This is a genomic window from Pseudomonas sp. SWI7 (assembly GCF_006351945.1).
GTDB classification, from domain to species: Bacteria; Pseudomonadota; Gammaproteobacteria; order Pseudomonadales; family Pseudomonadaceae; genus Aquipseudomonas; species Aquipseudomonas fulva.
In genome coordinates this window covers 4,260,340-4,275,686 of the sequence record NZ_CP040930.1, presented here as the reverse complement: position 1 = coordinate 4,275,686, position 15,347 = coordinate 4,260,340, and the positions used below count along the sequence as shown (strand labels likewise).

The 15,347-nt window shown below is 60.5% G+C and carries 14 protein-coding genes; 11 read left to right on the top strand and 3 right to left on the bottom strand.

The annotated features are described in order from the left end of the window. Positions 1 to 17 precede the first annotated feature (17 nt). From apaG to FH041_RS19505, 7 genes are all read left to right on the top strand, one after another. On the top strand, positions 18 to 398 hold the full coding sequence (apaG, locus tag FH041_RS19535) for a Co2+/Mg2+ efflux protein ApaG (RefSeq protein WP_023532682.1): 381 nt from the start codon (positions 18 to 20) through the stop codon (positions 396 to 398). After that, complete coding sequence (locus tag FH041_RS19530; RefSeq protein ID WP_028686620.1) at positions 398 to 1,282, top strand: symmetrical bis(5'-nucleosyl)-tetraphosphatase; 885 nt, start codon at positions 398 to 400, stop codon at positions 1,280 to 1,282. Before apaG ends, FH041_RS19530 begins: the two co-directional genes overlap by 1 nt. Beyond that, positions 1,279 to 1,608, top strand: coding sequence for a thiosulfate sulfurtransferase GlpE (glpE, locus tag FH041_RS19525; RefSeq protein ID WP_023532468.1), 330 nt, complete (start codon positions 1,279 to 1,281; stop codon positions 1,606 to 1,608). The genes FH041_RS19530 and glpE overlap by 4 nt, the downstream gene beginning before the upstream one ends. Positions 1,609 to 1,890: 282 nt before the next feature. Beyond that, entirely contained in the window at positions 1,891 to 3,813 is a 1,923-nt protein-coding gene (locus tag FH041_RS19520; protein ID WP_027913626.1) for a PrkA family serine protein kinase, read from the top strand. Positions 3,814 to 3,951: 138 nt separating this feature from the next. After that, positions 3,952 to 5,223: a YeaH/YhbH family protein gene (locus FH041_RS19515; protein WP_028686621.1), complete on the top strand. Its 1,272-nt coding sequence runs from the start codon at positions 3,952 to 3,954 to the stop codon at positions 5,221 to 5,223. Next, positions 5,220 to 6,788: a SpoVR family protein gene (locus FH041_RS19510; RefSeq protein WP_027913624.1), complete on the top strand. Its 1,569-nt coding sequence runs from the start codon at positions 5,220 to 5,222 to the stop codon at positions 6,786 to 6,788. The genes FH041_RS19515 and FH041_RS19510 overlap by 4 nt, the downstream gene beginning before the upstream one ends. Positions 6,789 to 6,842: 54 nt before the next feature. Beyond that, complete coding sequence (locus tag FH041_RS19505; RefSeq protein WP_140174977.1) at positions 6,843 to 7,949, top strand: multifunctional CCA addition/repair protein; 1,107 nt, start codon at positions 6,843 to 6,845, stop codon at positions 7,947 to 7,949. A gap of 93 nt (positions 7,950 to 8,042) precedes the next feature. On the opposite strand, the gene folK is transcribed toward FH041_RS19505, so the two are convergent. Further along, positions 8,043 to 8,552 carry a 2-amino-4-hydroxy-6-hydroxymethyldihydropteridine diphosphokinase gene (folK, locus tag FH041_RS19500; RefSeq protein WP_027913622.1) on the bottom strand — a complete coding sequence of 170 codons (510 nt, stop codon included), beginning with the start codon at positions 8,550 to 8,552 and terminating at the stop codon, positions 8,043 to 8,045. Beyond that, entirely contained in the window at positions 8,543 to 8,899 is a 357-nt protein-coding gene (gene folB / locus FH041_RS19495) for a dihydroneopterin aldolase (protein ID WP_028686623.1), read from the bottom strand. The genes folK and folB overlap by 10 nt, the downstream gene beginning before the upstream one ends. A 74-nt stretch (positions 8,900 to 8,973) precedes the next feature. Between folB and plsY the strand changes: the two genes are divergently transcribed. Beyond that, positions 8,974 to 9,543 (top strand): glycerol-3-phosphate 1-O-acyltransferase PlsY, encoded by a 570-nt coding sequence (plsY, locus tag FH041_RS19490; protein WP_027913620.1) that lies wholly within the window; start codon positions 8,974 to 8,976, stop codon positions 9,541 to 9,543. Between the two features lie 3 nt (positions 9,544 to 9,546). On the opposite strand, the gene tsaD is transcribed toward plsY, so the two are convergent. Continuing rightward, positions 9,547 to 10,572, bottom strand: coding sequence for a tRNA (adenosine(37)-N6)-threonylcarbamoyltransferase complex transferase subunit TsaD (gene tsaD, locus FH041_RS19485; RefSeq protein ID WP_058603029.1), 1,026 nt, complete (start codon positions 10,570 to 10,572; stop codon positions 9,547 to 9,549). Between the two features lie 204 nt (positions 10,573 to 10,776). Between tsaD and rpsU the strand changes: the two genes are divergently transcribed. From rpsU to rpoD, 3 genes are all read left to right on the top strand, one after another. Next, positions 10,777 to 10,992: a 30S ribosomal protein S21 gene (gene rpsU / locus FH041_RS19480; RefSeq protein WP_003255575.1), complete on the top strand. Its 216-nt coding sequence runs from the start codon at positions 10,777 to 10,779 to the stop codon at positions 10,990 to 10,992. A gap of 301 nt (positions 10,993 to 11,293) precedes the next feature. Then, complete coding sequence (dnaG, locus tag FH041_RS19475) at positions 11,294 to 13,270, top strand: DNA primase (protein ID WP_023532591.1); 1,977 nt, start codon at positions 11,294 to 11,296, stop codon at positions 13,268 to 13,270. 67 nt (positions 13,271 to 13,337) lie between these two features. After that, complete coding sequence (rpoD, locus tag FH041_RS19470) at positions 13,338 to 15,185, top strand: RNA polymerase sigma factor RpoD (protein ID WP_027913617.1); 1,848 nt, start codon at positions 13,338 to 13,340, stop codon at positions 15,183 to 15,185. Positions 15,186 to 15,347 lie beyond the last annotated feature (162 nt).

The following is a 15,347-nucleotide window of genomic DNA, read 5'->3' as shown; positions in this document are numbered from 1 at the left end:
GTTCCCAAGGCCCTTGCATGACCGACCCTCGCTATCAGATCGACGTCAGCGTCGTGACCCGTTACCTCAAAGAACAATCCGACCCCGAGAGCAGCCGTTTCGCTTTCGCCTATACCATCACCATCCATAACCATGGCTCGCTCAAAGCCAGGCTGCTGTCCCGGCACTGGCTGATCACCAACGGTGATGGTGAGGTCGAAGAGGTGCAAGGCTCTGGCGTGGTTGGTCAACAACCTACGATCGAGCCGGGCCAGAGCCACACCTACAGCAGTGGCGCCGTCATCACCACCCGCGTGGGAACCATGCAGGGGAGCTACGAGATGTTCGCCGAAGACGGCAAGCGCTTCGACGCACAGATCGCGCCGTTCCGCCTGGCAGTACCTGGGGCGCTGCACTGATGGCCACGTACGCCGTCGGTGACTTGCAAGGTTGCCTACAGCCGCTCAAATGCCTGCTCGAACGTGTGCGCTTCGACCCGGCGGTGGATAAGCTGTGGCTGGTTGGCGACCTGGTGAACCGTGGGCCTGAGTCGCTTGAGACGCTGCGCTACCTGTATTCGATTCGCCAATCGCTGACCTGCGTGCTGGGCAACCATGATCTGCACTTGCTTGCGGCCTGGCGCAACGTCGAACGCCTCAAGAAGAGCGACACGCTGCGTGAAATCATCGAGGCACCTGACGCCGACCAGCTGCTCGACTGGCTGCGCCAGCAAAAGCTGCTGCATTACGATGAACCGCGCGGCATCGCCTTGGTACACGCGGGCATTCCGCCGCAATGGACACTGGGCAAAGCCCTGGAGCTGGCTGGCGAAGTCGAAGAAGTACTGCGCGATGACAGCCGTCTGCCGCTGTACCTGGACGGCATGTATGGCAACGAGCCCGCCAAGTGGAGCAAGAACTTGGCGGGTGTCGAACGCCTGCGGGTCATTACCAATTACCTGACGCGCATGCGCTTCTGCACCGCAGAAGGCAAACTCGAATTCAAGAGCAAGGAAGGGCTGGACAGCGCACCCAAAGGGTACAAGCCCTGGTTCGCCCACAAAGGCCGGCGTTCTCGCCACGTGAAGATCATATTCGGGCATTGGGCCGCCTTGCAGGGCCAGGTCAAGGAACCCGGCGTCATCGCGCTGGACACTGGCTGCGTATGGGGCGGGTCCATGACCTTGTACAACGTCGATAACGGCCAGTACCACCATTGCGATTGTGCCGATGACGGCACACTGCGCCCTGCGGCGCCAACTTCAACCCTCAACGATCAACCCGGAACAGAGCCAACCCCATGAGCGAATTCAAGCGCATCCCCCCCGAACAGGCCCTGGCCCTGCGTGCGCAAGGTGCCGTCGTGGTCGACATTCGTGACCCGCAGGCTTACGCAGCAGGTCACATCACCGGTGCCCGCCACCTGGACAACCATTCGGTCGCCGACTTCATTCGCAATGCCGACCTGGACGCACCGACGCTGGTCGTCTGCTACCACGGCAATTCGAGCCAAAGCGCGGCTGCCTACCTGGTAGGGCAAGGCTTTTCCGACGTCTACAGCGTCGATGGTGGCTTTGAGCTGTGGCGCTCCACCTACCCTGCCGAAACCGCCCAAGGCACTGAAGAATAAATTTTTCATCGTCACTGCAGCCCGCGCCATGTGCGGGCTTGAGACCGTTCTGACGAACGGTCGCTGGCAACTTCCGTCACCCACGCCCTTGACCTTGCCGATTACCAACTATCCTTAAGCGCAGGCCATCCGGAAAAAGGGGAGAGCCGGTACACCGGCGTGCGGGTCATCGGTAGCGCTATAGGGTGTTTGGGGGGTATATGGCAATCGGCAGTGCCGCTTGCATGCCAGCATCAGCTGACTGATCCGGCGTCGTCTCAACGTATCGAGCGAGGTGACGTCATGAGTATTTTTAGCCACTTCCAACAACGCTTCGAGTCCACGCGCCAGGAAGAACTCTCGCTGCAGGAGTACCTGGAACTGTGCAAGGAGGATCGTAGCGCCTACGCATCGGCATCCGAGCGCCTGTTGCTGGCCATCGGTGAGCCAGAGCTGATCGACACCTCTACCAACTCCAGGCTGTCGCGCATCTTTTCCAACAAGGTCATCCGGCGCTACCCGGCCTTTGCCGACTTCCATGGCATGGAAGAGTGCATCGACCAGATCGTGTCGTACTTCCGCCATGCCGCCCAAGGCCTGGAAGAGAAGAAACAGATTCTGTACCTGCTCGGCCCCGTGGGTGGCGGCAAATCCTCCCTGGCCGAAAAGCTCAAGCAACTCATGGAACGGGTGCCTTTCTACGCCATCAAGGGGTCGCCGGTCTTCGAATCACCGCTAGGGTTGTTCAACGCCACTGAAGACGGGGCCATCCTCGAGGAAGAATACGGCATCTCGCGGCGCTACCTGAACACCATCATGTCGCCGTGGGCCACCAAGCGCTTGCAGGAATTCGGCGGCGATATCAGCAAGTTCAAGGTGGTCAAGCTCTATCCGTCCATCCTCAACCAGATTGCCATCGCCAAGACCGAGCCTGGCGACGAGAACAACCAGGACATCTCTGCGCTCGTGGGCAAGGTGGATATCCGCAAGCTCGAAGAATTCCCGCAGAACGACGCCGACGCCTACAGCTATTCAGGCGCGCTTTGCCGCGCCAACCAGGGCCTGATGGAATTCGTCGAGATGTTCAAGGCGCCCATCAAGGTGCTCCACCCACTGCTGACCGCCACCCAGGAAGGCAACTACAACAGTACGGAAGGTTTGGGCGCCATCCCCTATTCCGGGATCCTGCTGGCGCACTCCAACGAATCCGAATGGCACACCTTCCGTAACAACAAGAACAACGAAGCCTTCATCGACCGTATCTACATCGTGAAGGTACCGTACTGCCTGCGGGTCAGCGACGAGATCCGTATCTACGACAAGTTGTTGGTCAACAGTTCGCTGTCCAAGGCCCACTGTGCCCCGGACACGTTGAAAATGCTGGCTCAGTTCACCGTCCTTTCGCGCCTCAAGGAGCCTGACAACTCCAACATCTATTCGAAGATGCGGGTGTATGACGGTGAAAACCTCAAGGACACCGATCCCAAAGCCAAGTCCATCCAGGAATACCGCGACTCGGCCGGCGTCGATGAAGGCATGAACGGCCTGTCGACCCGCTTCGCCTTCAAGATCCTGTCTAAGGTGTTCAACTTCGACCCCCATGAGGTGGCGGCCAACCCGGTGCACCTGCTGTACGTGCTTGAACAGCAGATCGAGCAGGAACAATTCCCGGCCGAGGTACGCGAACGCTACCTGCGCTACCTGAAAGAATACCTCGCCCCCCGGTACATCGAGTTCATCGGCAAGGAAATCCAGACGGCTTATCTGGAGTCCTACAGCGAGTACGGCCAGAACATCTTCGACCGTTATGTGCTGTATGCCGACTTCTGGATCCAGGACCAGGAATACCGCGACCCGGAAACCGGCGAGATTCTCAACCGCATCGCCCTGAACGAAGAGCTGGAGAAGATCGAGAAACCGGCGGGTATCAGCAACCCCAAAGATTTCCGCAACGAGATCGTCAACTTCGTACTGCGCGCCCGTGCCAACAACAATGGCAAGAACCCAAGCTGGCTCAGCTACGAGAAGCTGCGGGTGGTGATCGAGAAGAAAATGTTCTCCAACACCGAAGACTTGCTGCCCGTCATCAGCTTCAACGCAAAGGCCAGCAAAGAGGATCAACAGAAACACAACGACTTCGTCACGCGCATGGTGGAGCGTGGCTACACCGACAAGCAGGTGCGTCTGCTGTCGGAATGGTACCTGCGGGTCAGGAAATCGCAATAAAGCGGCAAGCGACAAGCCGCAGGCTTCACGCTGGCCGGCGCCGGGCACCCGTTCGGCGCCAGTGCCCGCAGCTGCGGCGGCTGCTCTTTCTTGCAGCTTGAAGCTTATGGCTTGCAGCTGCTCCCCGCAGGAGGAACCATGAGCTACGTTATCGACCGACGCCTGAATGGCAAGAACAAGAGCACGGTCAACCGCCAGCGCTTTTTGCGCAGGTACCGTGATCACATCAAGAAGGCCGTTGAAGAAGCGGTGAGTCGCCGTTCCATCACGGATATGGAGCACGGCGAACAGATCAGCATCCCTGGCCGTGATATCGACGAGCCGGTGCTGCACCATGGCCGTGGCGGCAAGCAGACCGTCGTACACCCGGGTAACAAGGAATTCACCGCCGGCGAGCATATTCCCCGTCCGCAGGGTGGTGGTGGCGGCAGTGGCCGTGGCAAGGCCGGCAACGCCGGTGACGGCATGGACGACTTCGTTTTCCAGATCACCCAGGAGGAGTTCCTCGAGTTCATGTTCGAGGACCTGGAATTGCCAAACCTGGTCAAGCGTCACCTGACGGGTGCAGATACCTTCAAGAACGTGCGCGCAGGTATCGCAAGCGAGGGTAACCCGTCACGCATCAATATCGTACGTACACTGCGCTCGGCCCATGCCCGGCGGATCGCATTGACCGGCAGCAGCCGTGCCCTGCTTCGCGAAGCCCAGAAAGAACTTGCCCGCCTGCGCGTCGAGGAGCCTGACAACTTCACCGACATCCAGGAAATCGAGCAGGAGATCGAGCGGTTGAAGGCGCGTATCAACCGTCTGCCCTTCCTCGACACCTTCGACCTCAAGTACAACTTGCTGGTGAAACAACCGAACCCCAGTTCAAAGGCCGTCATGTTCTGCCTGATGGACGTCTCGGGTTCGATGACCCAGGCCACCAAGGACATTGCCAAGCGCTTCTTCATCCTGCTGTATCTGTTCCTCAAGCGTAACTACGACCGGATCGAAGTCGTGTTCATACGGCACCATACCAGCGCGCGCGAAGTGGATGAGGAGGAGTTCTTCTACAGTCGCGAAACCGGCGGCACCATCGTTTCCAGTGCCTTGAAGCTGATGCAGGAAATCATGGCCGAACGCTACCCGGCCAGTGACTGGAACATCTACGCGGCCCAGGCCTCGGACGGCGACAACTGGAACGACGACTCACCCATCTGCCGCGACATCCTCACCCGGCAGATCATGCCGCACGTTCAGTACTACACTTACGTGGAAATCACCCCACGTGAACATCAGGCGCTCTGGTACGAGTACGAACGTATCGGCGATGCCTTCCCCGACACGTTCGCGCAGCAGCAATTGGTATCGGCCGGCGATATCTACCCGGTCTTCCGTGAACTCTTCCAGCGCAGGTTAGCCACATGACCGCCAGAGCACAGAGACGCCAGCCCATCTCCACCGGCTCAGAGTGGACGTTCGACCTGATCCGGACCTACGACCGGGAAATCGGCCGCCTGGCCGAACGTTACGCCCTGGACACCTACCCCAACCAGATCGAGGTGATCACCGCCGAGCAGATGATGGATGCCTACGCCTCGGTCGGCATGCCGCTGGGTTATCACCACTGGTCCTACGGCAAACAGTTCCTCAGTACCGAGAAATCCTACAGCCGCGGGCAAATGGGGCTTGCCTACGAAATCGTCATCAACTCCGACCCCTGCATCGCCTACCTCATGGAAGAGAACACCATGTGCATGCAGGCCCTGGTGATCGCTCATGCCTGCTACGGGCACAACAGTTTCTTCAAGGGCAATTACCTGTTCCGCACCTGGACCGATGCCAGCTCCATCATCGATTACCTGGTGTTTGCCAAGCAGTACATCGCCCAGTGCGAGGAACGTCACGGGATCGATGCGGTGGAAGACCTCATCGACTCTTGCCACGCTCTGATGAACTACGGGGTGGACCGCTACAAGCGTCCCTACCCCATTTCCGCCGAGGAAGAACGTCGCCGCCAGAAGGACCGGGAGGAGCACCTCCAACGGCAGATCAACGACCTGTGGCGCACCATTCCCAAGAGTGCCGACAAGGCCAGTGAGCGGGACGACATGCGTTTCCCCGCCGAACCCCAGGAAAACATCCTCTACTTCATCGAGAAGAACGCGCCACTGCTCGAACCCTGGCAGCGCGAGGTGGTGCGTATCGTGCGCAAGATCGCCCAGTATTTCTATCCGCAGCGCCAGACACAGGTGATGAACGAGGGCTGGGCGACCTTCTGGCACTACACGCTGATGAACGATCTGTATGACGAGGGGCTGATCACCGAAGGCTTCATGATGGAGTTCCTTCAGTCCCATACCAGCGTGGTCTTCCAGCCAGGTTTCGATAGCCCCTATTACAACGGTATCAATCCATACGCACTGGGCTTTGCCATGTACACCGACATTCGGCGCATATGCGAGGCACCCACGGAGGAAGATCGCCATTGGTTCCCCGACATTGCCGGCAGCGACTGGCTTTCGACCCTCAAGTTCGCCATGAGCAGCTTCAAGGACGAGAGTTTCATCCTTCAGTACCTGTCGCCCAAGGTGATGCGTGATCTGAAACTGTTCAGCATCCTGGACGATGACCAGCGGGACGAGCTTTACGTGCCTGCCATACACGATGATGCGGGTTATCGCACCATCCGCGAACAACTGGCTGCCCAATACAACCTCGGCAATCGCGAGCCGAACGTGCAGATATGGAGTGTTGATCGTCGCGGAGATCGCTCACTGACGCTTCGTCACCAGCAACACAACCGCAAGCCCTTGGGGAGTTCGACCGAAGAGGTGCTCAAACACCTGCATCGGTTGTGGGGGTTCGATATTCACCTGGAGACCGTGCAAGGCGACCAGGTGATGAAAACCCATCATATGCCGCCCCGTGGCGAGCACGGCGAAGGCTCCGACTACGGACGCCTGGACATGGCGGTCATTCACCACCTGTGATGCGCCCCCTGGCGGCCGGCAGGTTATGCTGTCGGCAATCAGGGGGAGTTACCTATGCACATTTACAAAGTGGGGGGCGCTGTACGCGACCGTCTACTCGGGCGCCCGGTCAGTGATATCGACTGGCTTGTGGTAGGCGCCACGGTTGAAGACATGCTTGCCGAAGGATTTCGCCCGGTAGGCGCCGACTTTCCGGTGTTCCTGCACCCCAAGACCGGTGAGGAATATGCGCTGGCCCGCACCGAGCGCAAGAGCGGCAGGGGCTACGGTGGGTTTACCTTTCACGCAAGCCCGGACGTCACACTGGAGCAAGACCTGATACGCCGCGACTTGACCATCAACGCGATGGCCGAGGACGCGTGCGGTACGCTCTACGATCCTTACCAGGGCAAGGCCGATCTCGATCGACGCCTGCTTCGCCACGTTTCTCCGGCGTTCGCCGAAGATCCTCTGCGTGTATTGCGCGTGGCCCGTTTTGCTGCGCGCTATGCGCCCTTGGGTTTCAAGGTGGCCAACGACACGCTGGGGTTGATGCAGCACATCAGCGCGTCGGGTGAGTTGCTGGCGTTGACGGCAGAACGCACCTGGAAGGAAATCGAGCGGGCATTGATGGAAGCGCACCCCCAGGTATTCTTCGAAGTCCTGCGAGCGTGCAATGCCCTGCAAGTGCTGCTGCCGGAACTGGAGCCTCACCCCCAGACCCTGGCCTCACTGGAACAGGCAGCCAAGCTTCAGCTTGCTTTGCGCATACGCTGGGCCTGTCTGCTGCATCCTTTGCCCACCGCGTCGATCAAAGCGCTCAATCAGCGCCTGAAAACCCCGCGAGAATGCCAGGAGCTGTCGATGCTGACCAGCCAGTGCCTGGAGCAGGCCAATCAGGCCTTTGAGCTGCCTGCCCAGGCGCTGCTGGATCTGTTGCAAACGTTCGACGTTTACCGCAGACCGCAACGTTTCGAGGACTTTCTAGCAGCGTGCAGGGCGATGGCGCAGGGCAACGGGCGGACAGACTACCGGCAGGCAGACTACTTGCAAGGGGCTATGGCCGCTGCCCGGGCCGTGGATGTGAAGCCGCTGGTTCAGGATGGTCTCACTGGCCAGGCATTGGGTGAGGCCTTGAAAAATGAGCGCCTGCAGGCGCTCGATGCCTACAAGGGCAGCTAGCGACGATGCCGCGCAGCTCGCTCGACCTGCGCGGCAACCCCAGCAGCAGATGGCTGACATACCGGGACTTGCATCCGACAGTACGAGCCTCCATCAGCCAGGCGTCAGTTGCAACCCACGCCACTCGAAGGCGACTGGCGCCAGCACCTGATCGATCTGCGCCTCTTGCCATACCTGCGCCATGGTCTTGCCTACACCCGGGTGCACCAGTTCAGGCGCCAGCAGCGACAACGGCCACAGCACGAAGGCATTTTTCAGAATCTCGGCCCGGGGCAGCACCAACCCGTCGAAAGTGCCATGCAGGTCGTCATACATCAGCACGTCGATATCCAGGGGTAGGCCGAGTCGATCAGGGGCATACCGGCCATTGTCGGCCTCGATGAATTTCAGCCGCCGGTCCAGTTCGATCAACGGCAACGTCGTCTGCCCGGTCACCACGAAATTGATGAACGGCCCGCTCTTGATGCCCACCGCCTGGCTTTCGAAGGCTGGCGAGCAGCGCATGTCGGTCAGGATGGCGGCCAGCGCATCGAGGCCGGCACACAGGTGGGTGTGCCGATCGACGTTGCTGCCAAGGCCTAGGTATACCGTGCTCAGAGACATCCGCGCTCGATCTCCACGCCAACACCACCACGCGCTGCCGGCACTGCGCCCGGCTTGGTGAGCTTCAGGCGTACCCAAGGAATGCCGAACTCGTCCATCAACACGGCAACGAGGCGCTCGGCGAAGGTTTCGACCAACTCGAAGCGTGCCTGCTCGGCGAACCCCTGGATACGCGTCGAAACGCTCGCGTAATCGAGCGCCAGGGCGAGGTCGTCGCCCGCGGCCGCAGGCTTGTTGTCCCAGGCAAAGCTCAGGTCAAGCCGCAGGCACTGGCGAATATCCCGCTCCCAGTCATAGGCACCAATCACGGTATCGACTTCCAGGCCTTCGATGAACACTCTGTCCAAGCACTTCTCTCCACAGCACGACAAGGGCGACTGGCGCCGTTAGAATCAGGGCGTCCTCGCCCGGAATAGTTAGCATGTTTTGGTTACTGGCGCTGCTCGCCTACCTGCTCGGCTCGCTGTCCTTCGCCATTGTCCTGAGCCGCCTTGCAGGCAGCCCGGACCCGCGTTGCAGTGGTTCGGGCAATGCCGGCGCGACCAACATGCTGCGCCTGGCAGGGCGCAAGATGGCGATCCTGACCCTGCTTGGCGACCTGTGCAAGGGGCTGTTGCCGGTAATGCTCGCCCGCCTTGCCGGGCTTGACCTGCACGCGCAGGCCTGGATCGGTATCTGCGCAGTGCTGGGCCACCTGTTCCCCGTGTACTTTCGCTTTCGCGGTGGCAAGGGCGTCGCGACCGCGGCCGGCATGCTGGTCGGCCTGTACCTGCCTGCCGCATTGCTGGCCATCGTTGCCTGGCTGCTGACCCTGTACCTCACCCGGACCAGTTCCCTGGCTGCGCTGATCGCAACACCGCTGACCCTGCCATTGCTGGCCTGGCGCCAGCCCGAGGCCCTGCTGCCGATGACGGTACTGACCGTCCTGATCGTATGGCGCCATCGCAGTAACCTGCGTGACCTGTTTGCAGGCCGCGAGCGGCACTTCTGAGCCCTACAGGGGCGGCAGCTGCTCCATCGGCCAGCGCGCCTGCACACTGATCGCCAGGTCCTGCTGCTGCCCCGCCAGCAGTCGCTGGCAGCCGGCATAGGCGATCATGGCCCCGTTGTCGGTGCAGAACTGCGGACGGGCGTAATAGACATTGCCCTTGAGGTTGCCAAGCATGTCTTCCAGCGAAGCGCGCAGGGCCTTGTTGGCGCTGACACCCCCGGCGATGACCAACCGCTTGAGGCCCGTCTGCTTGAGCGCCCGCTTACACTTGATGGTCAGAGTCTCTACCACCGCCTGCTGGAACGCCAGGGACACGTCGCAACGGGTTTGTTCGTTGTCGTCGCCAGCCTCCCGGCACTGCTGCCAGGTATTGAGGGCAAAGGTTTTCAAGCCACTGAAACTCATTGCCAGGCCTGGCCGATCGGTCATCGGTCGTGGGAACACGAACCGGCCCGGCGTGCCGCGCTCGGCAAGCCGGGCAATTTCCGGCCCACCGGGGTAGTTCAGCCCAATGAGCTTGGCGGTCTTGTCGAACGCCTCGCCGGCCGCATCGTCCAGGCTCTCGCCGAGCAACTCGTATTGACCGATGCCATCGACGCGCACCAGCTGGGTATGACCGCCGGAAACCAACAAGGCGACGAACGGAAACGCCGGCGGGTTTTCTTCCAGCATGGGCGCCAGCAGGTGGCCCTCCATGTGGTGTACACCGATGGCCGGGATATCCCAGGCAAAGGCCAGGGCCTGGGCGCAGGAGGCACCGACCAGGAGTGCGCCGACCAGCCCGGGGCCTGCGGTATAGGCGATGGCGTCGATTTCGGTGGCCACGCAGCCCGCTTCGTCCAGCACCTGGCGGATCAGCGGCAGCATGCGCTTGACGTGATCGCGCGATGCGAGCTCGGGCACCACGCCGCCGAATACGCGGTGCAGGTCGATCTGACTGAACAGCGCATCGGCCAGCAGGCCCCGCTCACTGTCGTATAATGCGACGCCGGTTTCGTCGCAGGATGTTTCCAATCCCAGTACTAGCATGGGCTCGTCCCTTGTGGGGGCTGAATTCGAAGGCGCGCATGATAGTCCCCGTGCAAGGTGCCGACCAGCGGTTTTCGATCAGAGGCTTTGCATTCCGGCTTGCTAAGGGTTAACATCCGCAACCCTTGAAAACCGACGTTCTCCAGCACACCTTTGTTTTGCCAGGAGCGCGTCTACCCCGGTAATGAATTAAGGTAGCCCTGGATGCCAGCCGTCAAAGTTAAAGAGAACGAACCCTTCGACGTAGCTCTGCGTCGTTTCAAGCGCTCCTGCGAAAAAGCCGGTGTACTGGCTGAAGTTCGTAGCCGCGAGTTTTACGAGAAGCCGACCGCAGAGCGTAAGCGTAAGGCAGCTGCCGCTGTCAAACGTCACGCCAAGAAAGTTCAGCGCGAACAGCGCCGCGCCGTTCGTCTGTACTAATACAGACGTTCATCGCAAAGCTTCTGCCCTGCCCGGTTAACCGCCGGGCGATGGCAGTGGTCGTTTCAAACTTGAGCAACTTGCTCAAGGCTCCATGCACCTGTTCAAGCACCGTGCATGCGGGCAACCTGCCTGAAACGTCAGAACTGGTCATTGTGCTGTAGGCCAGGCGTGCACGTCCGACTGACGGGCCTTATGGGCCGGCGACGAGCACTTATTCCCCGCATAGCTTCAAGCATCACCCGCTGCATTCGGCGCGTGAGCGATTAGACTTGCCAGTTGCCAGATTGACGAGACTGCCATGGCCGGGCTGATTCCCCAGAGTTTCATTGACGACCTCATCAACCGCCTCGACATCGTCGACGTGGTCAGCTCCCGTGTCCAACTGAAAAAAACCGGCAAGAATTATTCTGCCTGCTGCCCGTTCCACAAGGAAAAGACCCCGTCCTTCACCGTGAGCCCCGACAAGCAGTTCTATTACTGCTTTGGTTGCGGCGCCGGTGGCAATGCCCTTGGCTTCGTCATGGACCACGACAACCTGGATTTTCCCCAGGCCGTCGAGGAACTGGCACGCGCGGCAGGCATGGAAGTCCCGCGCGAGCAAGGCCGGCGCGACCAGAAACCGCGCCAGCCGACCGATTCCCCGTTGTATCCGCTGCTGGACGCCGCCTCGGAGTTCTACCGCCAGGCCCTGCGCAGTCACCCGACCCGCAAGGCGGCGGTGGAATACCTCAAGGGCCGCGGCTTATCCGGCGAAGTGGCGCGGGATTTTGGCCTGGGTTTCGCGCCGCCGGGCTGGGACAACCTGCTCAAGCACCTGGGTGCCGACACGCTGCAGCAGAAGGTCATGATCGATGCCGGCCTGCTGATCGAGAATGCCGAAACCGGTAAACGCTATGACCGCTTCCGCGATCGGGTGATGTTCCCGATTCGTGACAGCCGTGGCCGTATCATCGCCTTCGGCGGCAGGGTGCTAGGCGACGACAAGCCCAAGTACCTGAACTCCCCTGAAACGCCCGTGTTCCACAAGGGCCAGGAGCTGTACGGGCTGTACGAGGCCCGCAAGCACAACCGCAACCTCGACGAAATCATCGTGGTCGAGGGCTACATGGACGTGATTGCCCTGGCCCAGCAGGGCTTGCGCAACGCCGTGGCCACCCTGGGCACTGCCACCAGCGAAGAGCACCTCAAGCGCCTGTTTCGCGTGGTCCCGAGCGTACTGTTCTGCTTCGACGGCGACCAGGCCGGGCGCAAGGCGGCCTGGCGGGCGCTGGAGTCCGCCCTGTCGAACTTGCAGGATGGCCGTCGCGCGCGCTTTCTGTTCCTGCCCGAAGGCGAAGACCCGGACAGCCTGGTCCGCGCCGAAGGCACCGACGCCTTCATGGCCCGCATCAATCAGCACGCCCAACCGCTGGCCGATTACTTCTTCGAGCAGTTGAGCATCGAGGCAGACCCTCGCTCGCTCGAGGGCAAGGCGCACATGGCGACCCTGGCTGCACCGTTGATCGAAAAAATTCCGGGCGCCAACCTGCGTCAGCTGATGCGCAACCGCCTGCGGGACATCACCGGGCTCGATCCGCAGCAGGTCGAGCAACTGGCCCAGCAGGCCCCCGCGGCGCCCAGCGCAGACTACGATCCAGGCTATGACTACGACGCCATGGTCAGCTACACGCCTGATTACGGCGACATGCCGCAGCCCGATTATGCTGGCGCCCATCAGGAACAAGCCTGGACGCCAAAAAAGGCCGGCGGCAAGAAAGCCTGGAGCGACAAACCCTGGGACAAGCATCGCAAGGGCGGCAAGCCGTGGCAGCGTGACGAGCCCCCGCCCCGCGTGCCGGCACCGGTCGAACCGCCTACGCTGGCGGCGCTGCGTACGCTGCTGCACCATCCGCTGTTGGCCGGCAAGGTGGAGGACGCCAGCCATTTTGCCGACGAAGAACAGCTCTACAGCCAACTGCTGGTGGCATTGATCGAAGCTGCACAGAAAAATCCTGGGCTAAGCTCAATGCAGCTGATCGCACGCTGGCATGGCACCGAACAAGGTCGCCTGCTGCGGGCTTTGGCGGAGAAGGAATGGTTGATCGTGGCCGACAACCTTGAACAACAGTTTTTCGACACCATTACTAGCTTGTCCGCTCGCCAACGTGAGCGAAGCCTGGAACAACTGCTCAGGAAATCCCGTCAAAGCGAATTGACCAGCGAGGAAAAAACCCAGCTTCTCGCCTTGTTGAGCCGGAATGTTCCCGCACAAAACCCGACCTCATCTGGCGCGTGAGGTCCATGCTCGGGTATAATCCTCGGCTTGTTTTTTGCCCGCCAAGACCTTCAGTGGATAGGGTGTTATGTCCGGAAAAGCGCAACAGCAGTCTCGTATCAAAGAGTTGATCACCCGCGGTCGTGAGCAGGGCTACCTGACTTACGCGGAGGTCAACGACCACCTGCCTGAGGATATTTCAGATCCTGAACAGGTGGAAGACATCATCCGCATGATCAACGACATGGGGATCAACGTATTCGAGAGTGCTCCGGATGCGGATGCCCTTCTGTTGGCGGAAGCCGACACCGACGAAGCCGCGGCCGAAGAAGCCGCTGCTGCGTTGGCGGCAGTTGAGACCGATATCGGCCGCACGACCGACCCGGTACGCATGTACATGCGTGAAATGGGCACGGTCGAGCTGCTGACCCGTGAAGGCGAGATCGAAATCGCCAAGCGGATCGAGGAAGGCATTCGTGAAGTCATGGGCGCCATCGCCCACTTCCCGGGCACTGTCGATTACATTCTCGGCGAGTACGACCGCGTCACCACCGAAGGTGGCCGTCTGTCGGACGTCCTCAGTGGTTACATCGATCCCGATGACAACATCGCAGCACCGACAGAAGAAGTGCCGATTCCAGGCGCCAAGACTGCCGCTGCGAAGGAAGAGTCCGAGGACGAGGAAGAAGAGTCCGACAGCGACGACGAAGAAGAGACCGAAAGCGGTCCGGACCCTGTCGTTGCGGCCCAACGCTTCGGCGCGGTATCCGATCAGCTTCAGGCCACCAACAAGGTCCTGAAGAAGAACGGCCGTGATCACAAGGAAAGCATTGCTGCCCTGCAGGCACTGGCCGATCTGTTCATGCCGATCAAGCTGGTACCCAAGCAGTTCGAAGTGCTGGTCGAGCGCGTTCGCGGCGCACTGAGCCGCCTGCGTCAGCAAGAGCGCGCCATCATGCAGCTGTGCGTGCGTGATGCCCGCATGCCGCGTGCCGACTTCCTGCGCATGTTCCCGAGCAACGAAACCGACCAGACCTGGAGCGGTGACCTTGCCAAGCGCAACACCAAATGGGCTGCGGCCTTGGGTGAAAAGGACGCAGCTATCGTTGCGTGCCAGCAGAAACTGATCGACCTTGAGACCGAAACCGGCCTGACCGTTTCCGAAATCAAGGAAATCAACCGTCGCATGTCGATTGGCGAAGCCAAGGCTCGCCGCGCCAAGAAAGAGATGGTCGAGGCGAACCTGCGTCTGGTGATCTCCATCGCCAAGAAGTACACCAACCGTGGCTTGCAGTTCCTGGACCTGATCCAGGAAGGCAACATCGGCTTGATGAAGGCTGTGGACAAGTTCGAATACCGTCGCGGTTACAAGTTCTCGACCTATGCCACCTGGTGGATTCGTCAGGCGATCACTCGCTCCATCGCCGACCAGGCACGCACCATTCGTATTCCGGTGCACATGATCGAAACGATCAACAAGCTCAACCGCATTTCCCGGCAGATGCTGCAGGAAATGGGTCGTGAGCCGACCCCGGAAGAGTTGGGCGAGCGCATGGAAATGCCTGAGGACAAGATCCGCAAGGTATTGAAGATCGCCAAAGAGCCGATCTCCATGGAAACCCCGATCGGTGACGATGAAGATTCGCACCTGGGTGACTTCATCGAGGACTCGACCATGCAGTCCCCGATCGACGTGGCCACGGTCGAGAGCCTCAAGGAAGCGACCCGCGATGTCCTGTCGGGCCTCACGGCACGTGAAGCCAAGGTCCTGCGCATGCGCTTCGGCATCGACATGAACACCGATCACACCCTTGAAGAAGTGGGTAAGCAGTTCGACGTGACCCGCGAGCGGATCCGTCAGATCGAGGCGAAGGCGCTGCGCAAGCTGCGTCACCCGACTCGAAGCGAGCACCTGCGCTCCTTCCTCGACGAGTGATGACTAACCCCGGCCCAGGCCGGGGTTTTTTCTAGGCTTCGCACACCACTGGCCATCCGTCTCCAAGGCCCTGTTAAGCCTGAAAAAACCTCCCTGACACCCATCCAGAGGTGATTGGCCGTCTACACTCGACTCAGACCATTTGAATGCGAGAGGCCGCTA